This window comes from Nocardioides sp. Z22_16, from assembly GCF_058134365.1.
In genome coordinates this window covers 142887-160237 of sequence record NZ_JBYTTI010000003.1, presented here as the reverse complement: position 1 = coordinate 160237, position 17351 = coordinate 142887, and the positions used below count along the sequence as shown (strand labels likewise).

Here is a 17351-nt window from a genome sequence, read left to right as displayed (position 1 = left end):
GGTTGGGTAGCGCCCGGGACGGGTAGGAGGCGCCCGGACACCACACACGAGGGGGAGATCTCATGAACCGGATCAAGAGTCGCGCGCTCGCGCTGACGACCGCACCGGTGGCGCTGGGGATGGCCGTGGCGCTCGTCGCCGCCCCGGCCCAGGCGTCGTCGACGAGCAAGAAGGACCCGGCCGGGGACCACGTCATGGGCCACTCGACCGCCAACCTCGACCTGGCGAAGGTCTCGATGCGGACCAAGGGCAAGCAGAAGATCCAGATCACGGTCGGGCTGCACAACGACGTCACCGCCGACGACCTCGTCTTCCCCGGCGGGGTGGGCGTGGACTTCACGATCGCGAAGAAGACCGTGCGGTCCGTGCACCTCTTCTCCCGCGACGGCGTGCTCCAGAGCAACGTCTGCACCTACGACGCCCGCACGAAGGACGTCCCGACGCCGAAGAACTGCAGCACGCTGTCGTTCACGCAGGTCGACGCGAAGACCTTCCAGATGGAGGTGAAGCGGAAGCAGATCAAGAAGGGCGCGAAGGTGCTGAAGTGGAAGGCCTCCGCCTTCGCCTTCACCTCGGGGGCCCTCGACCCGCTGGGGTCGGCCACGAAGCCCTTCGCCTGGAAGCTCTGAGCCCGCACGCGGTCGCATCGAGACCGCGACCCGGCTATGGCGCTGACGGCCACGACGCCGCGGCGGCTGAGGCGACTCCCCGTGAGCCCAAGCTCTGGACGCACCCTCGCGGCGGTGCTGCAATGAATGGATGCACTTCGAGGTCGACACCAAGGCGTCGCCGGAGCTGACGCGTCGCGCGTTGACCGACTTCTCGAGCCGCCGCCTCCAGATCTGGGACCGCACGCTCGACCCGAAGCGGTACGGAGTCTTCGACCAAGGGGAGACGTGGACGGTGGCGCGGGAGGCCACCCCCGGATCGCCGTTCTGGGTGATCGCTCGCTACGACTGGTCAGACCCGGAGGCGATCCGGTTGTCGGTGCAGGAGAGCAGCTACGGCGGCGCGGGCGAGGGGTCGTTCCGGATAGTGCCGCGCGAGGGGGGTGGCAGCCGCCTGTTCGTGGAGTGGGAGAACACTGGCGCCGCCACCTTCTGGCAGAGGGCGCTGCTGACCCTGATCCATCGCGGCCCGATGGGGAGGATCGTCTCCCGGATGTGGGCCTCGTCCCTGGACCGGTACGCCGAGTCGGGCGGCGCCCCGGCCTAGCGTCGTGGGGCTGCAGACGCTCGGGTCGTAGGAGTCACAGGGCTACACCAGCCGTCGACGGGTACTGCTACGCCGACATCGCCCGCCCGCTGCGGGCCGCATCGAGCTCAGTGAAGGAAACCTATGTGCCGAGTCCTCGCCTACATCGGGTCGGAGATCCCGCTGGAGAACCTGCTGCTCAAGCCTGAGAACAGCCTGGTCAACCAGACCCTCGACCCGGAGCGTCACCCGCAGCTCCAGCTGGCCGGGTGGGGATTCGGAGCGTGGGGCGAGCACCTGCTCAAGAAGGAGGAGCCGTTCCTCTACCACCGCCCGATGGCCGCCTTCTACGACGACAACGTCGCCGGCATCGTGCCGAGCCTCCAGGTCAGCACGATGCTTGCTCACGTGCGGGCGGCGGATTACAACGCGAAGACCGTGCTGGCCGACGAGAACTGCCACCCCTTCTCCTACACCGGCACCCCGTGGATCGTCGCGCAGAACGGTGACGTGCCGAACTGGCAGCTCCTGCAGCGCGAGCTGCTGAAGCACTGCAAGGACGAGTACCTGAAGCAGATGCGGGGCAACACGGACACGGAGTTCCTCTACGTGCTCCTCCTGTCCCTGCTGGAGAGCGACAGCGACGAGGACGTGAAGCGCGCGTTCGAGGAGCTGATGAGGCTGCTCGTGCAGGCGATGAAGGACCTCGACCTGCCGGCGCTGACCAAGCTGAAGATGGCCCTCGTCTCCCCGAACCGGATCGTCGGGGTCAACGTCGGCACCGGGCACCAGGGCGAGACCGAGCCGGAGGGCGACTGGCGGGAGCTGCGCAAGGCCGAGCCGGGCACCGACGACTTCGCCCTCGGCATGCTCCTGGAGCCGATGTACATGCTGATGGGGAAGAACTTCCACAACGACTCGACGTACGGCTTCGAGGACTGCCACGTCGAGGACGCGACGTCCGCCATCTTCGCCTCCGAGCCGCTCAGCGAGGACACCGAGGACTGGTCGACGCTGGAGTTCGGGGAGATCGTGTTCCTCGAGAAGGACGGCGAGAGCATCACCAAGACCGTCGACCGTTTGAAGGTGTAGCCCCCACTCGAAGCTCAACGACGAACACCGCCGCGGCCGTGTCCACCTACGTCGGCTGCGCGGTCGCGCGCGACTGTTCCCGCAAGGTCTCACCAGGAAGCGCCCAGTGCCACGCCCAGGTCAGGATGCTGCCGTCCCACCCCGCACGGATCTCCATGGGGAACAAGGCGTCCTCAGCGACGTAGTGTCCGGTAGCCGTCGCCCGAAGGATGGCGACCTCAGGGAACTCGCTTGCGGCCACGTGCAGAGCCGTGGGCGTCACGATGGTGTGCTCGACGTGCTGGAGACCGTCCAGGCCGACGGCTTCGTAGTCGAGGCTCAGTGCGTGCTCGGTCACGCGGCGGACTTCGATCCGGCACTGGCAGTCACCGCTCTCCTGGCCGCTCACCGTTCCGCGGTAGAGCCCGGGAGGAAGTGCCATCAAGTCGGACATGGCCGATTGCACCACGTTCCCTCGGGCCATGTCACGAGCGCCAGCGCCGCCGGGCGCTCGGGACCTTCGCTGCCTTGGGTGGGAGCGGACCGACCTGGATCTCCGCGCCGTAGGACCACCCTGGGAGCAGTGGCAGGAACTCGCCGCTCCAGAAGGTGCCGGGGTCGAACCACGTCGGCTTCCAGTCGTCCTCGACGATCCCCATCTCCTGGAGGGTCAGCGCCACCGCCTCCGCGCAGAACGCCGCCTCGGGACGAGCCCGCTGCCCGCGTTTGCGGCGCGGCTGGTGGGCGTCGCGCCCGCGCAGCCACCGGGCGGCGAGGCGGGCGGTGCTGGGGAACGAGACCCCGTCGAGGCGGGCGACCGCGCGCAGGGCGCCGTCCTCCTGCTCCCGACCCGCCTCCGGGGTGAGCTGGCGCATCCACGCCGCCTGGCCGTAGGTCTCGCGCCACCGGGTGACCGCGTCGCCGAGGTCGTGCAGCTGCACGCCCCGGTGGAAGTCACCGGACCAGTGGTCGACGAGCGCCTTGCCCATCTCGGCGTGCCACAGCAGCGGCGGCAGGTCGTCGATCACCACGGCCATGCCCACGTGGTTGACGGGGGCGTTGGTGAGGGTGCGGATGGCGCGGTCGGCGGTGGTGCGGCCCCGGAACAGCCAGAGGTCGCCGGTGCGGGTCAGGCCGGCGGCCTCCTCGACGGAGATGCCCTCGGCGCGCGTGTCACTCACGCGAGGCATCGTGCCGCATGGCGGCTAGGGTCGCCCGTATGCGCGCGGCGACGTGGTGGAAGGTTCTCGGGCTGGCCGGCATGGCCGGTGTGGTGGCGACCGGTGTCGTGGTCACCCGCGGAGAGCGGAAGCGGCAGGCGTACACGCCCGACCAGGTCCGCGACCGTCTGCACGAGCGGTACGAGGAGATCGAGCAGGAGAAGCCCGCGCCGGGCTAGACGTCCCCGCGCCGACTCGCGACTAGGTTGACCGACGTGACCGAGCATGACTCCGTCCCCTGGCCTCCCGCCCCGATTGGCACGCGCGGACGCTAGTCGGCGAAGCCGCGGAAGACGCCGTCTGGATCAGCGTTGTCAGCAAACTCGTGAAAGTCCATGTTGGCGATCGAGAGATTGGCCTCTATCGAGGCGATCTCGGCGACCGCGCACCGGAAAGTGCGGCCCATGAAGGAGTTGAATAGTTCTGCGTCTTCCGGATCCGAGACCGAGAGGTCGACGTAGGCAAGGGTGAGCTCGCCACCGGCGGTAGCCTCCTCCATGCATCGCGCGTCGGCCAAGAGAACGTACCCGCCCGATTCGATGGTGGGGAGTGCTTCTGCTAGCGCGGGGCCGTCGATGCCTGTGAACTTGGGGTCGTCGACGATGACGACGTAGGGCACGTATCCCTCGTCGCCCGGATCAGTGTTGTCGGGGTCATCGAAGTCGACCGGCTTGGTGACCTGCTCGACAACGACCGACCATGCTGAGTCGCTGGTGAAGTCAGTGCGGATGAGCGGAGTGCCGGCGTCCTCGAAAGCGGCGCTGATCTGTGTCAGGTGCACGTCGGAATGCTGACAGAACATGAGTCCCGCCCGCGGACAGACACACCCACGGCGTGTGCCGCGTAGGCAAGCCGCGTCTAGACACACATGTTGCGTGACGAGTTCGGCGTGCGGCCCCGTCGGCCCCGTACCTACCTCGTCTGGGTGGCGCACGCCCCCACTGCTTCGAGGGCGGCGCACGCACTGACGTGCAGCGGCTCAACAGTCGCGGCGGATCCTCGACGAGGCGCTCAGCGAGGTTCCCGTCGATCGGTGAGTCGCCGGGCGAGTGAGCGTTGGCCATGATCGGCGAGCGGCCAGTGCGGTCCGATCGCCGGTGGGCGAACCGACTTGCGTTAGTCTGCGCACCAGAAAGATCTGGAGCGCGAGCCGGTGGACGCCCGCCCACGGACGGAGACGATGATCCTGAAACGGCTGCTGGGTAGACGTCGAGAGTACGAGGCGGTGAGGCTGCTCCTCGACTGCGCTCACGCCGGCCAGAGCGGTGTTCTCGTGGTGCGCGGGGAGGCCGGCATCGGCAAGACGGTGATCCTCGAGCTGGCCCGCGATCTCGGTGCTGAGCAGTTCCAGGTGGTGTCCGCGAGCGGGGTGGAGTCCGAGTCCGAGTTCGCGTTCGCGGGGTTGCACCAGTTGTGTGCTCCACTGCTGCGCCACGCGGACATCCTCTCCGATCCGCAGCGCGAGGCGCTCCTCGTGGCCCTCGGGGGGCAGACCGGCCCCGCCCCCGACCTGTTCCTGGTCGGTCTCGCCGTCCTCAACCTCTGGTCCGATGCCGCGGACGAGCAGCCGCTGCTGTGCGTCGTCGACGACGTGCAGTGGTTCGACCAGGCCTCGGCCCAGGTCCTGGCCTTCGTGGCGCGTCGGTTGTCCGCCGAGCGAGTGGCGTTGCTGTTCGGCCGCCGCGAGACCGAAGGGGACCATCACGATCCCTTCCGGGGCCTGGCGGAGATCCACGTGGGACGGCTCTCCGATGCGGAGTCGCGCCAGATCCTGGAGACGGTCACCAGCGTGACGATGGACAAGAGCGTGCGCGATCAGATCATCGCGGAGGCGCGCGGCAATCCGCTGGCCCTGCTGGAGCTGCCCCGCAGCGCGCGACCCGAGCGGCTGGCCGGAGGCTATGCCTTGCCGTACGTCGCGAGTGTCCCGCGGCGCATCGAGGACAGCTTCCGGAGACGCTCCCGGGACCTTCCTCCCGAGACGCAGGAGCTGCTGCTGATCGCGGCGGCCGAGCCCACCGGCGATCCGGCGCTGCTGGAGCGCGCCGCGGCCCGGTTGGATCTCGACGTCCAGGCAGCGGTGGCAGCCGAATCGGCCGGACTGTTGGAGATCGGCCCGGCCCGGGTGCGATTCGCCCATCCGCTCGTTCGATCGGCCGTGTACCAGGCGGCGAACCCCCAGGACCATCGACGGGTGCATCGCGCGTTGGCCGAGGCCACCGTAGCGTCCGATCCCGATCGCCGCGCCTGGCACCGTGCGCAGGCGGTGCAGGGGGTCGACGAGCAGGTCGCGGCCGAGCTCGAGGCGTCGGCCGTTCGCGCTCGATCCCGGGGTGGCTTGGCGGCGGCCGCGGCGTTCTTGCAGGGCGCGGCCGAGCTGACGCCGGATCCTGTGCTGCGCGCGAAGCGTTCTCTCGCCGCGGCACTCGCCAAGTACGAGGCCGGATCGTTCGACGAGGCCCGGCGACTGATCGAGGTTGCCGTCGACGTCAACCTGGAACCTCTCGACCGTGTTCGCGCCGTTCTTCTGCGCACCCGGATGGACTACCAGGAGGCCCGGCACAGCAGCCCGCCCAAGGCGTTGTTGGCGGTCGCCGCGGGGCTGGCTCCTCTCGACCCGGTGCTCTCCCGTGAGACGTACCTCGACGCGTTGGACGGAGCGATCGTCACCGGTGGTGTGGAACCGGGATGGGGCCCGCGGGTCGCGGCCGAGGCGGCGTTGAATGCTCCACCTGCGCCGACGCCACCGCAGCTGGCGGACCTGCTGCTCGACGGGCTGACGACCATGTACACGCAAGGCTACGAAGCCAGCGTCCCCGAGCTCCGCAGGGCACTGGATGCGATGGTCGCGCTCGAGCCGAGTGCCGATCTGGACGGCGGCCGCCGCTGGCTGGGGTTGGCCAGCCGGACGGCCATAGCGTTGTTCGACGACGACCTCGTCAACGCGCTGGCCGACCGGCACGTGGCGCTCGCCCGCGAGGCGGGCGCGCTGGCGACGTTGCCGACTGCCCTGCTCATCCAGTCGCTCATGGCGGTGCTCTCCGGTGATCTGGCCCGCGCCGAACTGGTGGCGGGCCAGACCTCGATCCTGGCGCCGTCGCGAGCCCTGCCGCAGCTGCACGCCCGTCTGATCCTCGCCGCGTGGCGCGGGGCCACCGAGGAGGCGTCCGAGCTCCGAGCGAGCGTGGAGCGAGGGTCCGAAGGCCCCGCCCAGCGCACCGAGCGCCTCATGACCACGTACGCCATGTCGGTACTGCACAACGGCCACGGAGACTATGCGGCGGCACTCGAGGCGGCACTGCTGGCCTTCGAGACTTCCGAGCTGAGCTTCGGCAGTCTGCCCCACACCGAGCTCGTCGAGGCAGCGTGCCGCCAGGGCCGGCCAGAGCTCGCCGCCGAGGCGCTGGCTGAGCTCACCGCGCGAGCTCAGGCCAGCGGCACCTCGTGGGGCCTGGGGTTGGCGGCTCGCTCGCGGGCGCTCGTCAGCAGCGGATCGGAGGCCGAGGCGCTCTATCGAGAGGCGATCGAGCACCTGGCCAAGCCGCGGACGGCCGGCCACCTCGCTCGCGCCCATCTGCTCTACGGGGAGTGGCTGCGTCGGGAGGGTCGCCGTCAGGACGCGCGCGAGCAGCTGCGCACGGCTCACAGGATGCTCGCGGAGATGGGTGCCGCGGGGTTTGCCGAGCGGGCCGCGCGCGAGTTGCGGGCCACGGGCGAGCACCCGCGCCGGCGCGACGCCCAGGCGGCGGATGCGCTCACCGAGCAGGAGCTTCAGGTCGCCCGACTCGTGGCCACGGGTGCGACCTCGAAGGAGGTCGGTGCGGCGCTGTTCCTCAGCCCGCGCACGATCGAGGCCCACCTGCGCAACATCTTCCGCAAGCTCGGCATCACGTCGCGCCGCCAGCTCGCCGCGGTGAAGCTGAGCTGACCCGTGGCGCCGGTGCGGATGGTCCGGTCCCGGTAGGTCACCTCCAGACTCGACGCCTGCGAGGCCGCAACTCCGTCACGGGCGGAAATGCCGCCGCGATCACCCCGGCCGACACGGCGATCGCGGCCGAGCGGAGAGCGGTGTGCACGCGGCGTACGCGAGTCGTCATCGGCCGGGGCTAGCCGCGTTCGTAGTCGGCGTGCCAGTCTCTGCGGACGCGCCAAGCCACTCCACAGGAGACCACCCCTCGTCCCACGCGGCAACGCGGAGCGCAGCGGCTGTGGGACCCGCGGGTGTGGGGCACGACCATCGGGGCTGCCGGAGGCACCGTCTTCGTGATGGTCAACCGCGCCGAGCTGGGCGACCCGTGGGCGATCGTCGCGGCCCTGGTCTGGCTGGTGGCCTTCGCCGCCTACCTGTGGTTCGTGCTCGTCGCCCCGCGGTGGTTCGAGGCGCCTGCTCCGATCGGCAGGTACGCCGGCCTGGTCTACGTGGGCAGTGTCGTCGGGATGCTGCTCCTGATCCGGCTTGGCAGTGCGCTCCTGGACGAGGCTGGTCGCGGCGAGCTGCGGCCCGCCCTCATCGTGGTGGCGGTGGGCCTGCACTTCCTGCCCTTCGCCGCGGCCTTCGCCACGCCCGTGTTCACGAGGCTGGGGGCGGTCATGGCGGGGATCGGCGCGGTCGGCCTCGGTGCCGGCTGGGCGTACGGCGATGCCGCGGCCTGGGCGGCGGTGGTCGCCGGGATCGGGATGATCGCCGTCATCACGGCGGACGCGTTCGGCTCCGGGAGCGCGACGAGGTGGAGGAAGGCATGACGCGGCGCGGGTGAGCGACCGGCGCTGAGCAGCCGCAGGAGCTCTCAGTCCGGGCTCTGGCCGGTACCGAACCACGTGTCGACCGTCGCTTGAAGACCGTCGTTGGGGGGATCGGGCAGCACACGGAAGAACTTCCAGGCGTACCCGTACGGATCCTCGGCCTCGACGTACCGTTCCCCCCACGGAGCAGACTCAGGTGCGGCCGTGATCTTGAATCCCGCCCCCTCGCACAGCCGGGCCATCTCGTCCACATCGGCGACCTCGACGCCGATGGCCACGCCGAGACCCCGGGGACCGGCCTTGGTCAGTCGCTCGCGCGCACTGTCGGGGAACGGGATCCCCTCCACCGCGTCGAGCAGCAGCTGCAACGGCCCCCGCCTCAGGATCGCCATGAGCACGTCACCGGTCGGCCCCGGGACGGTGCCTACCCGCTCGAAGCCGAGCTCTTCGTACGACGCCGCGGCGGCGGCCACGTCCTCGACACGTAGCGCCACCCGTACGGGAGGTTCCTCGCTCACTCCGTCACGGTAGCGCCGTCGCTGGTGCCACCCGGGCCAGACTTGCACCGACCACGGCAGACTGCTGTGAGAGTCGAAGTCGACGAACTGCCTGTGTGCGGTGCTCTCCGGAGCTACGGTCGCGGCGTGAGCGAACAGGCAGTGCCGGACGAGAAGGCCATGCGCCTGCGGTTCGACGGTGTCTGCCGAGTGTGCGGCGTCGCTCTGCCGGCGAAGACGACGGCCGTCTATGAGCGTGCCACCAAGACGGTGCGATGCGCCGCGCATGACGAGGCAGTCGTCCCGGTAGCGGTGGTCGAGCCCTCCGTCATCGATCCGGGGACACCTGGGGCCTCGGCCCGCCGGGAGTTCGAGCGTCGTGCGCAACGGCGTGAGCAGCGGATCCGCGAGAAGCACCCACGCATCGGCGGCTTGCTGCACGCCCTGTCCGACGAGCCTCAGTCGACGACGGCCTGGAGCACCGGAGCGTCCGGGGAGGAGCGGTTGGGCCAGCGGCTGAATGCCCTGGCCACCGACCGGCTTCGTGTCCTGCACGATCGTCGGATCCCGGGCACCCGCGCCAACATCGACCACCTCGCGGTCACCCCGACGGGCGTGTTCGTCATCGACGCGAAGAAGTACGCCGGACGTCCCCAGCTCAAGGTCGAAGGCGGACTGCTCCGGCCTCGCGTGGAGAAGCTGCTCGTCGGTCGGCGGGACTGCACGAAGGTGGTCGACGGCGTGCTCAAGCAGATGGACATCGTGAGGGACGCGCTCGGAGGCGACGTCCCGGTGCGAGGGGCGCTGTGCTTCGTGGCAGCCGACTGGCCGCTGATCGGAGGCTCCTTCACCACCCGCGAGATCCACGTGGTGTGGCCGAAGAAGCTCGTCCCGCTGCTCCAGGCCGACGGCTCGCTCGACGTGGAGGCGATCGATGCGACGTACCGGTTGCTGGCGTCCAGGCTTCCATCCGCCTGACCGCACTGCGCAGCCCCGGACGGAAACGCCCCCCGAAGAGCGCCTCCTTCGCTAGCGTCGCGACCGTCGGCAGCGTGCACCGCTCGTCGACGATCAGACGAAGTGGCGCCAACGGGGGAGCAACATGGCTGAAGAGTCCTGGCACGAGGCACGACTGATCCCGACATCGGGGATCAACGGCGCGGAGGAGCAGGAGCGTCGAGCCACCTCCGCCCTGCTGGCCGTGTTGTCAGCTGTCAAGGAGTTCGGGCGCGGGTTCGTGAAGCCCTTCGGCGCTCCCGCGGGCACGCTGGAGTGCTTCATCGAGGTGCCGTTCGTGCTGGGCGAGAAGCGGCTCTATCCCGATGGACTCATCCGCGTGACCCGTGGAGCGAAGTCCTGGACGGCGCTCGTGGAGGTGAAGACAGGGGCGAACCAGTTGGCGACGGAGCAGTTGGAGAACTACCTGGATATCGCGCGCGACCACGAGTTCGACGCGGTCATCACGATCTCGAACGAGATCCCGGCGGTGGCCGGGCAGCACCCCACGAAGGTCGACAAGCGCAAGCTCAAGAAGGTCGCCCTGCACCACATCTCTTGGTCGCAGGTGCTGGCCGAGGCCGTGATGCAGAAGGAGTTCCGCGGGGTGGCCGACCCTGACCAGGCGTGGATCCTGGGGGAGCTCATCCGCTATCTCGAGCACAGGAAGTCTGGTGCGCTGGAGTTCGAGGACATGGGCGACGCCTGGGTTGGCGTCCGGGACCAGGTGGTTGCGGGCACCCTCCGAGCCTCGGACAAGGGGATCGCCGAAGTGGTTGCCCGGTTCGACGCCCTTCTGCGCTTCGCAAGCCTGCAGCTCGGTCGCCAGCTCGGCACGGAGGTCGTGCCTGTCCTCTCCCGCAAGGAGGCAGCCGACCCGGTGATCCGGGCGCAAGCACTCACTCAGATGCTCTGCTCCACCGGTCAGCTCTCCGGTGCCATTCGGATCCCCGACACCGTCGGACACCTGGTCGTGACCGCCGACCTCAGGGCCGGCAAGGTGACCTGCCATGTGGACGTCGACGCTCCCCGCGAAGGGCGCCCCACGACGAGGGTGAACTGGCTCGTGCGGCAGCTGAAGAGCGCTCCGGACGCCACCCGCGTGGAGGCCTTCGTCGCTCACGCCCGCGGCTCTCACGCGGCCGAACTGCTGTCGACCGTGCGTGAGAACCCGGCGGTCCTCGTTCTTGACCCGACGAAGGAGATGCGTTCCTTCCGATTGGCGCTGACGAGCAATCTCGGGACCAAGCGCGGCCGGGGACGGGGGTCCTTCATCGACTCAGTCCTGAACGGGGTCGACGGCTTCTACGCCGACGTGCTGGGCGTGCTCCGTGCCTGGTCGGCAACTCCACCCAGGCTCCGGCCTGCAGCCGTTGAGCCACGCGAGATTGATGACAGCGTTCCGGCCGCTTTGGCATCCACCGACTACTCGTCCCAGGACGGTGTTGAGACGGCGATGACGCCAAGCGACAGCGGCGTCGCGCCCACGAAATCAAGTGCCGAGGTGTCAGCAGGCAAGTGAGCCAGTGGGGTAACAGGTCGGAGTCGGGGGCCACCTCGGCGAGTCGCGATCGTAGGGCAACGTTCCAGATCCCTATCCATAGTCAGTCACTGACTCGATATTTAAGGTTAACGATCGATGAACGATGAGAACCCCACGACGGATGAACTTTCGGACACGTCCAATGCTGCGCCAGAAGATCCAGCGATAGGAGGCGCCGGGACGCCATTCAAGGTGTGCGCCAAGTGCAGCGTGCAGACCGAAACAAGTGGCGCGTTCTGTCCTCATTGTGGAGCCAGCTACTTGGCCAAGGAATCGCGCTCCAGGATGAGATTCCTCCTTGTTGCCGCAGTAGCGCTCGTGCTCGTGGCCCTGGGGGTCACCGGATTGGTCCTCAAGGAACAGAGCGACAGCGAGAGCCAGCGGCGGTCGGAGACTGCGGCGGCGGAAGCAGCCTCCAGGGAGGCTGCGGAGGAGAGGAAACAGGTTGCGAGAGAAGCGAAGGCAGAAGCCGCTCGCGCAGAGCGCGAGTTGCGATCGTCGCTGATTCGGCAGATGCAACAGTCCATAACAAAGGACGCCAAGAAGCGCGTCGCTGACGGCGAACTTGAGGGGCCGATCTTCTATACGTCTTGTGATCCGCTCGGTGGAGGCTCTGTAGACGACTTGACGGCGCTGACCACCACCTTCGAATGCCTGGCGGTTAACGAGAAGCTCGATGGCGGTCAGGTCCGGGGGTGGGTTTTCTCCTCGACTGTCAACTGGGACAAGGGCAGTTGGTCTTGGCATCTGGGTCGCTGACCGCTGAGTCGATTCGCGAGGGCGGGTAGCTCGACACGGCGTGCGTATCTACGGGCAAGCTATTGCCTGGATCGAATTTGCGATTGACGTGCTGGAAGTGGCGCTCCATCAGCAGATACATGGGCGCCGGGTACTCGTGACCCACGCCCTACGCGTCGCGTTGCTCCCTCACCGACCCAGATTCACGCCGCGCAGCGATCTGCCAGCCCACACCGGAGTGCTTGTGCCGCTGAACCCCAGGCGAAATTGATGCCTCCCCGGCTATCGCGCTAAGGCGAGGCCACCCACGGTCATAAGTCACCCCGTGGCTGCCCCGTACTTGCCTTCCATCCAGGTGATGACGTCGAAGATGCGCAGCGCCGAGATTGCTTCCGGGAGGCCAGCCTCCTTGCGGAGTCGCAGCAGACGCTCATGCAACTCGGGCTGTGCGCTGAGCAGTGCTCGGAGCGGTTCCCACAGCTTCTCCGAACCGATGACCTCGGCGACGACGGAGTCGTAGACGGGCCTGAGACGCGGGCGCTTGCGTGCCAGCAACTTGCTGGCGGTCGTGGCGCCGACGCCAGGCAGGTCCATCAGCTCACTCCAGAGGAGCCATCCCGCCGAGTCATCAGGCCACGGTGCGGTTTCGTCGACCAGATCGCGGTCGTCGCCGAGAGCTTCCAGTAGATCGGTGAACCGCTGCGCGTCGGTGTCGAGAAGCTTGATCGCGGCTTCTGCGGGGACGTTCACAGACAAGAATGTGACCGCCACGAGGTCGTCGGCGGTGAAGCGGTTCCGGTCCTCCCAGCTGGTTCCGGTGCTGTCCCAGGTGTCGAAGCGCGCCCCGGTGAAGGGACTGGTCTGCGTGCCCGGGTCCCGCCCGTAGTAGCGCCACAGAGCCTCTAGAGCCGGACCATCGTCAGGATTCTGAAGGAGAGACGGAAGTCGCATGGATCGACTGTGGCACCGCTGTCGGGGCGCGTCCCAGAAACTGGTGATCCGGCACCCTCTCGCCCCGTCGTGCGCGCGGAAGGACTGGTCAGGGTTGCGAATCCACAAAACGCGAGAAGTGAGCTTGGTGCACGATCGGAACGGTGCGCGTGTGGCCCCAGCGGTTGTAATGGATGTTCAACTCGGCCTCCCCAGGGGCGGCTTGGCTCTCCGACAATCCGCGGTGACGGACCTCAAGCACCACGTCCGACACGCGTGCCCAGGTTGGATCGATGTCGGCCTCGGGCGATGAATCAGCTAGTACAAGGTGCCGAGGTAGGGAGAGGAGGACGAACAAACCCGCGTCCGCCCATCGCTTGGCTGCGATCGGCGTCATTCCACTCACTAAGTCCGCGTCGTCTATGACAACCGCCGTCGGGGTCGTCGAAGCCCGAAACGGGTGGACCTCGGGCACGTAGGTGTCCTCGCCCTTGGCGAACAGGCTCAGGGACATTGCGGCCACCCTCTCCTTCGCCCAAGCGAGCGACTCCGCGTGCGAGCTGTTCGTGGTGTGAGCAGCGAGCTGTCCGAATGGGAGGTAACCAGTGAGGGAGAGCAGTCGGGCCGCGATCGCGGCGGGCACCTCGCGGGGGGTGACCAGATGGGCGTGCTGCCGTTCTTCGAGAGCGATGGCCGCGGCCCATTGGGCCATGAGGGTCGTCCGCCCCTGGCCGGGCGTCCCGACCACGATCCAGACACGGCCAGGCGCCATCCCTCCGGTAAGCCTGTCGAAGGCGGGAACTCCCGAGGGGGCCAGGGGCGCGGTTGCATCGTTGGTGTCGTAGACACGGAGTAGACGTTCGGCGGTCAGCACAACCAGCAGCATGCTCGTAGCTACCGACACCGCTGGCTGCCATGTTCTTGTGGTTCTGCGAGAGCAGTATTCGCGCGGGTATGACGCGTACACCGCCGCACGCATCCGAAACCTCAGCGGCTCTCTAAGTGCCGATGCGCCGAGCCTGCTGCCATCCGCGGACGTTCGTCAGATCCGGTTGAAGATGCTGTCGGTCGCGGTGTTCTTGGCTATGCCGATGAGCATGAGCAAGGTCTGCTGCAGCCACCCCATGAAGACGTAGACGCTCAACGCCGCAACGGCGCCATAGGCCCAGACCAAGAGGGAGACTGCGGCGCCGAAGGAGGCGTCACCCATGAAGCTCAACGCAGTGCCGCCGAAGACTCCGAGGGCGATAAGGCCAAGCGCCACCCAGCGGATGAGTCCGATCGTGTAGACCAAGCGGGTCGCGGCCCCCGTGTTCACGGCGCCTCCGGACTTGGCCATTCCTGCTCCTGTTGTAGTCACCGCGGGACCGTGCGTCGTCGCTGATCTCTTAGTGACGCGCGTCGTGGACCCGCCCATCCAACCAAGTAGGCATGGCATCCGCAGGCGAAAGGGAACTCCAGTCGCGACATGATTCCCGCTGCGCCGATAGGCGGGGGTATGACGCACTTGTCGCGGCAGATGAGTGGCTTCCGTCAGTCAGTCTCGAATGTCACGGAGCCGTCCCACACCGCGCGGCGCGCGCGCACGGCTAGGTAGTCCGTGATCGCTTGCGCGACACCGACGACCACCGGATCGTTGAGCCGCTCGGAGACGAACGCGATTTCGTCGAGTGCCGCCTCGCAACGTGCTCGGTTGAGGCGGACCGGGTCTGGGTCATCGAGCAACGGCAGGGCATGTAGTTCGTACGCTCGCGCCACACCGGTGAGCCTGCGAAAAAGCCGAGCTGAGAGCCAGAGCGCATCCGCATCGGACGGCTCGACCTCGAAGACGGCCACGACCTCGTCATCGTCTGCGTAAGTTGCGGCGTCGAGACGGTCAGCGAAGCGGTCTACGGGCACCAGCCCATCATCGCAGGAGCGGCGACGTCGATGTCCCTCAACTCGGCATGAGCGGACGTTGTGTGGTCGCGCACTGGCGGGGAAGTGACGTACATCCGGGTGGCCGGACTCTTGAGGCCGTTCGTCGGTCATCTCCGCCACCTTCGGGTAGACCAGCACCATGAAGAAGAAGATCGCGATCGAGTTCGATGGTGGCGCAGCCGACGCGCGAGCGCTCGCCCGTGCTGTCGCAGCCCTCGTCGACGCAAGCCGGGTGACTGACCACATGACATATGTCGAGGGGTTCTCTATGAACCCGAGTGACGCCTGGCATCCAGGAGAGCCGAGGATCTCCATCACAGAGAAGTGATTCGGCGGCCAAACACGGGCTCGCCCCATAGGGCGCTCGCGGCGGAGGGACAACACTTCATGCTAGTTCTTCCGGACCATCAACGCTTTTTCCAGGGGGTCTTCTCAGCCTTCTGCAAGCACACCGTCCATGTGCTCACGGACGATGTTGATAGCCGTCAGCGTGTCGATGTTTCTGGCGCTCGCCAAGAGGCCCACGAGAGTGATGATCGTCGTGCAGGCGGCTGTGATCAGCGGGGTGGGATCGAGGGTAATCTCCCCGGTCTCGTCATTCTGCGTCACCCGGATGGCGTCGAGATCGAACGCGTCGAAGGCCGACCGCGCGGCAATAGTGTTGGACTCGCTCGATGCTTCGTCATCCTGACTGGTGACGAGATCGAGGAGGACGTGCATGGCTTTTCGGCTGGCGTCATTGGTCATGCAGACAGCGTTCCAGAGCCCCCGCCCTCAAGGGGCCGTTTTGCAGGGGTCTAGCCCGGTGCTCCCGGAGAACGCTCTGGCTACAAGTAGGGCGGCAGATCCGGGTTGCTCCTCGGCTCTCTCGCTGCGTCAACGTGGGTCGCAAGGGTGGGCAAGACGTTCACACTCCAGCGACGTAGGCGGTGAGGAAGTGGACGCCGTGTCGGTCGAGGTTTCCGCGGGCGCGGTCGTAGTGCTCGGTCGTGCGTGGGTCGGCGTGGCGCGCCAGGATCTGCGCGTCGCGGAGTGGGACGCCGGCGTCGAGGGCGTTGGTGATGGCGGCGTGACGCAGCGAGTGCGGGCTGATGTGCCGAGGGATGCCCGCGACCTTGGCGATCCTCAAAACCATCCGGTAGACGTCTCGGCGGTCGATCGGATTCCCGGTGGTCGGTCTCAGGACGAGTGGCCCGTTGGATCTCTATCCTCGGCAGGCCTCAAGGACACGCAGCACTGGGATCGTGATCGGCATGGTGGCGGGCTTGTTGCCCTTGCCGACGAGGTGCAGGACTCTGTGACCGCGCAGCGTGTCGGCGTAGTCCTCGATGCGTACTGCGGCTGCTTCGGAGGCGCGCAGGGCGTTGATGCCGAGGAGGAATGCGAGCGCCCCGTGGTGCACCGTGAGGGTCTGGGCGACTTGGAGGAAGCGGATGAGTTCGAGCCGGTCGAGTCCTTGGGTGCGGGACTCGTCGTGCTGGACCTTGGGAAGGCGTGCGTAGACGGCCGGGTCGGCAGTGATCAGACCGTCGATGTGTGCGAACCGGAAGAAGCCGCGGACGCCGTGCATCATCGTGACGATGGAGGAGTCCATCAGGCCGGTTTCGCCGAGTTGGTGGATGTACAGCTCGACGTGGGCACGCTGGATCCCGAGGAGGGGATCCAGTCTGTTGTTCTCGCACCAGGTGAACCAGCGCCGGAGTTGGTAGGTGTAGAGCTTGTGCGTGCGTCCCGAGTATCGGGCGAGGTAGGAGACGGCTGCGAGCTGCGCAGTGGTCATGGTGATGGCTGGAACGGGAAGACGGTCGAGTCGGACATGAAACGCTCCGTGCGGCGGCTGGCTTGGCTCAGCCCGCCCGCCGCCAACGCGCCGAGCTCCTGGGTCCGCGACGCCAGTCCGGCGCCGGACTCAGCGCGTCCGCAGGCGGTGGAATGACGCAAGTCATCGGCGCTCGGAGCTATGAAGACGACGATTCGCACCGTCTTGGCCGAAGAGTTCTCTTACAGTGTGGCCGTGAATAAGCGGTGGGTGGCGCGCGGAAGCGGGGCCTTGATTGGTATTGGCATTTTGGCAGCAGCCCTTGCGGTTGTTTTCGGGTGGTCGCCACAATTGGCCGCCTGGCTTCAAGGAGCGTGCCTCGGACTGTGGCTGGGAACGCTAGTCCTACGCCTTGCGTTGACCGCAGCCCCGAAGCCGAGGACCCGCGGAGAACAAGCACTGGATACATGGACCCGTTGGCCCGGTGTCGTACTGTCCACCGTTGGCGTCGGGCTCTTCATCGGGACCCGCTTGAACGGCCATGACACGTGGGACGCGCTCGTCTGGTGGTTGGTGGGGTCCTTCGTGGTGGTGACGGTTGCGGGAGTAATCGTCATCAAGCGGGGTGACAGGAAAGAGGTCGATGCGCACCCCCCGGAAGCAGGCGAGTCGGTGGGAGTTGCGACCTCGTCAGACGGCTAAGGCACGTCCGCAAGCGTCGCAATGTTCGTGGGCAATTG

General features: G+C 67.5%; 21 protein-coding genes. 10 read left to right on the top strand and 11 right to left on the bottom strand.

Translation table 11 applies throughout. The features are described 5' to 3' along the window. The first annotated feature begins 62 nt into the window (after positions 1-62). The 3 genes from AC3X7R_RS09090 to AC3X7R_RS09080 all read left to right on the top strand — a co-directional run bounded on the left by AC3X7R_RS09090 (position 63) and on the right by AC3X7R_RS09080 (position 2286). Positions 63-629 (top strand): hypothetical protein, encoded by a 567-nt coding sequence (locus tag AC3X7R_RS09090; RefSeq protein WP_489965300.1) that lies wholly within the window; start codon positions 63-65, stop codon positions 627-629. A gap of 130 nt (positions 630-759) precedes the next feature. Beyond that, a complete protein-coding gene (locus AC3X7R_RS09085; RefSeq protein WP_489965299.1) occupies positions 760-1215 on the top strand; it encodes a hypothetical protein in 456 nt (151 codons plus the stop codon). Positions 1216-1338: 123 nt separating this feature from the next. Then, positions 1339-2286 (top strand): class II glutamine amidotransferase, encoded by a 948-nt coding sequence (locus tag AC3X7R_RS09080; protein WP_489965298.1) that lies wholly within the window; start codon positions 1339-1341, stop codon positions 2284-2286. Between the two features lie 46 nt (positions 2287-2332). On the opposite strand, the gene AC3X7R_RS09075 is transcribed toward AC3X7R_RS09080, so the two are convergent. Beyond that, a complete protein-coding gene (locus AC3X7R_RS09075) occupies positions 2333-2674 on the bottom strand; it encodes a hypothetical protein (protein ID WP_489965297.1) in 342 nt (113 codons plus the stop codon). Between the two features lie 76 nt (positions 2675-2750). Continuing rightward, positions 2751-3455: a hypothetical protein gene (locus tag AC3X7R_RS09070; protein ID WP_489965296.1), complete on the bottom strand. Its 705-nt coding sequence runs from the start codon at positions 3453-3455 to the stop codon at positions 2751-2753. Between the two features lie 29 nt (positions 3456-3484). On the opposite strand from AC3X7R_RS09070, the gene AC3X7R_RS09065 reads away from it, so the two are divergent. Next, complete coding sequence (locus tag AC3X7R_RS09065) at positions 3485-3664, top strand: hypothetical protein (RefSeq protein WP_489965294.1); 180 nt, start codon at positions 3485-3487, stop codon at positions 3662-3664. Between the two features lie 92 nt (positions 3665-3756). Here the strand turns inward: AC3X7R_RS09065 and AC3X7R_RS09060 are convergent, their stop codons facing one another. Further along, on the bottom strand, positions 3757-4266 hold the full coding sequence (locus tag AC3X7R_RS09060) for a DUF6924 domain-containing protein (RefSeq protein ID WP_489965293.1): 510 nt from the start codon (positions 4264-4266) through the stop codon (positions 3757-3759). Between the two features lie 399 nt (positions 4267-4665). On the opposite strand from AC3X7R_RS09060, the gene AC3X7R_RS09055 reads away from it, so the two are divergent. Both AC3X7R_RS09055 and AC3X7R_RS09050 read left to right on the top strand, forming a co-directional pair. Beyond that, positions 4666-7413: an ATP-binding protein gene (locus AC3X7R_RS09055; RefSeq protein WP_489965292.1), complete on the top strand. Its 2748-nt coding sequence runs from the start codon at positions 4666-4668 to the stop codon at positions 7411-7413. A 293-nt stretch (positions 7414-7706) separates the two neighbouring features. Further along, on the top strand, positions 7707-8228 hold the full coding sequence (locus AC3X7R_RS09050) for a hypothetical protein (protein ID WP_489965291.1): 522 nt from the start codon (positions 7707-7709) through the stop codon (positions 8226-8228). Between the two features lie 44 nt (positions 8229-8272). Here the strand turns inward: AC3X7R_RS09050 and AC3X7R_RS09045 are convergent, their stop codons facing one another. Then, the gene (locus AC3X7R_RS09045; RefSeq protein WP_489965290.1) at positions 8273-8746 is read right to left on the bottom strand and encodes a VOC family protein; all 474 of its coding nucleotides are present in this window, start codon (positions 8744-8746) and stop codon (positions 8273-8275) included. A gap of 126 nt (positions 8747-8872) precedes the next feature. On the opposite strand from AC3X7R_RS09045, the gene AC3X7R_RS09040 reads away from it, so the two are divergent. The 3 genes from AC3X7R_RS09040 (at position 8873) to AC3X7R_RS09030 (ending at position 12023) form a co-directional block, all read left to right on the top strand. Next, positions 8873-9703, top strand: a complete 831-nt coding sequence (locus AC3X7R_RS09040) for a nuclease-related domain-containing protein (protein ID WP_489965289.1) — start codon at positions 8873-8875, stop codon at positions 9701-9703. Between the two features lie 124 nt (positions 9704-9827). After that, the gene (locus AC3X7R_RS09035; RefSeq protein WP_489965288.1) at positions 9828-11243 is read left to right on the top strand and encodes a hypothetical protein; all 1416 of its coding nucleotides are present in this window, start codon (positions 9828-9830) and stop codon (positions 11241-11243) included. A 117-nt stretch (positions 11244-11360) separates the two neighbouring features. Next, complete coding sequence (locus AC3X7R_RS09030; protein WP_489965287.1) at positions 11361-12023, top strand: hypothetical protein; 663 nt, start codon at positions 11361-11363, stop codon at positions 12021-12023. A 297-nt stretch (positions 12024-12320) separates the two neighbouring features. On the opposite strand, the gene AC3X7R_RS09025 is transcribed toward AC3X7R_RS09030, so the two are convergent. From AC3X7R_RS09025 to AC3X7R_RS09010, 4 genes are all read right to left on the bottom strand, one after another. Next, positions 12321-12953: a DUF6308 family protein gene (locus AC3X7R_RS09025; RefSeq protein WP_489965286.1), complete on the bottom strand. Its 633-nt coding sequence runs from the start codon at positions 12951-12953 to the stop codon at positions 12321-12323. An 88-nt stretch (positions 12954-13041) separates the two neighbouring features. After that, positions 13042-13818 carry a DnaB-like helicase C-terminal domain-containing protein gene (locus AC3X7R_RS09020; protein WP_489965285.1) on the bottom strand — a complete coding sequence of 259 codons (777 nt, stop codon included), beginning with the start codon at positions 13816-13818 and terminating at the stop codon, positions 13042-13044. Between the two features lie 156 nt (positions 13819-13974). Beyond that, entirely contained in the window at positions 13975-14271 is a 297-nt protein-coding gene (locus tag AC3X7R_RS09015) for a hypothetical protein (RefSeq protein WP_489965284.1), read from the bottom strand. A 194-nt stretch (positions 14272-14465) separates the two neighbouring features. Continuing rightward, a complete protein-coding gene (locus tag AC3X7R_RS09010; RefSeq protein ID WP_489965283.1) occupies positions 14466-14993 on the bottom strand; it encodes a hypothetical protein in 528 nt (175 codons plus the stop codon). On the opposite strand from AC3X7R_RS09010, the gene AC3X7R_RS09005 reads away from it, so the two are divergent. Beyond that, the gene (locus AC3X7R_RS09005) at positions 14992-15180 is read left to right on the top strand and encodes a hypothetical protein (RefSeq protein ID WP_489965282.1); all 189 of its coding nucleotides are present in this window, start codon (positions 14992-14994) and stop codon (positions 15178-15180) included. The genes AC3X7R_RS09010 and AC3X7R_RS09005 overlap by 2 nt on opposite strands. A 104-nt stretch (positions 15181-15284) precedes the next feature. On the opposite strand, the gene AC3X7R_RS09000 is transcribed toward AC3X7R_RS09005, so the two are convergent. The 3 genes from AC3X7R_RS09000 to AC3X7R_RS08990 form a co-directional block, all read right to left on the bottom strand. After that, positions 15285-15599 carry a hypothetical protein gene (locus AC3X7R_RS09000; RefSeq protein ID WP_489965281.1) on the bottom strand — a complete coding sequence of 105 codons (315 nt, stop codon included), beginning with the start codon at positions 15597-15599 and terminating at the stop codon, positions 15285-15287. Positions 15600-15759: 160 nt separating this feature from the next. Continuing rightward, positions 15760-16035 carry a tyrosine-type recombinase/integrase gene (locus tag AC3X7R_RS08995; protein ID WP_489965913.1) on the bottom strand — a complete coding sequence of 92 codons (276 nt, stop codon included), beginning with the start codon at positions 16033-16035 and terminating at the stop codon, positions 15760-15762. A gap of 21 nt (positions 16036-16056) precedes the next feature. After that, the gene (locus tag AC3X7R_RS08990) at positions 16057-16632 is read right to left on the bottom strand and encodes a tyrosine-type recombinase/integrase (protein WP_489965280.1); all 576 of its coding nucleotides are present in this window, start codon (positions 16630-16632) and stop codon (positions 16057-16059) included. Between the last annotated feature and the right edge of the window lie 719 nt (positions 16633-17351).

What these genes read in the sequence shown, in the direction of transcription:
- AC3X7R_RS09035 (WP_489965288.1), top strand. Translation starts at nt 9,828, where the DNA reads ATGGCTGAAGAGTCCTGGCACGAGGCACGACTGATCCCGACATCGGGG.
- AC3X7R_RS09090 (WP_489965300.1), top strand. Translation starts at nt 63, where the DNA reads ATGAACCGGATCAAGAGTCGCGCGCTCGCGCTGACGACCGCACCGGTG.
- AC3X7R_RS09055 (WP_489965292.1), top strand. Translation starts at nt 4,666, where the DNA reads ATGATCCTGAAACGGCTGCTGGGTAGACGTCGAGAGTACGAGGCGGTG.
- AC3X7R_RS08990 (WP_489965280.1), bottom strand. Translation starts at nt 16,632, where the DNA reads ATGACCACTGCGCAGCTCGCAGCCGTCTCCTACCTCGCCCGATACTCG.
- AC3X7R_RS09065 (WP_489965294.1), top strand. Translation starts at nt 3,485, where the DNA reads ATGCGCGCGGCGACGTGGTGGAAGGTTCTCGGGCTGGCCGGCATGGCC.
- AC3X7R_RS09010 (WP_489965283.1), bottom strand. Translation starts at nt 14,993, where the DNA reads ATGGTGCTGGTCTACCCGAAGGTGGCGGAGATGACCGACGAACGGCCT.
- AC3X7R_RS09020 (WP_489965285.1), bottom strand. Translation starts at nt 13,818, where the DNA reads ATGCTGCTGGTTGTGCTGACCGCCGAACGTCTACTCCGTGTCTACGAC.
- AC3X7R_RS09015 (WP_489965284.1), bottom strand. Translation starts at nt 14,271, where the DNA reads ATGGCCAAGTCCGGAGGCGCCGTGAACACGGGGGCCGCGACCCGCTTG.
- AC3X7R_RS09005 (WP_489965282.1), top strand. Translation starts at nt 14,992, where the DNA reads ATGAAGAAGAAGATCGCGATCGAGTTCGATGGTGGCGCAGCCGACGCG.
- AC3X7R_RS09000 (WP_489965281.1), bottom strand. Translation starts at nt 15,599, where the DNA reads ATGACCAATGACGCCAGCCGAAAAGCCATGCACGTCCTCCTCGATCTC.
- AC3X7R_RS09070 (WP_489965296.1), bottom strand. Translation starts at nt 3,455, where the DNA reads ATGCCTCGCGTGAGTGACACGCGCGCCGAGGGCATCTCCGTCGAGGAG.
- AC3X7R_RS09030 (WP_489965287.1), top strand. Translation starts at nt 11,361, where the DNA reads ATGAACGATGAGAACCCCACGACGGATGAACTTTCGGACACGTCCAAT.
- AC3X7R_RS09085 (WP_489965299.1), top strand. Translation starts at nt 760, where the DNA reads ATGCACTTCGAGGTCGACACCAAGGCGTCGCCGGAGCTGACGCGTCGC.
- AC3X7R_RS09025 (WP_489965286.1), bottom strand. Translation starts at nt 12,953, where the DNA reads ATGCGACTTCCGTCTCTCCTTCAGAATCCTGACGATGGTCCGGCTCTA.
- AC3X7R_RS09080 (WP_489965298.1), top strand. Translation starts at nt 1,339, where the DNA reads ATGTGCCGAGTCCTCGCCTACATCGGGTCGGAGATCCCGCTGGAGAAC.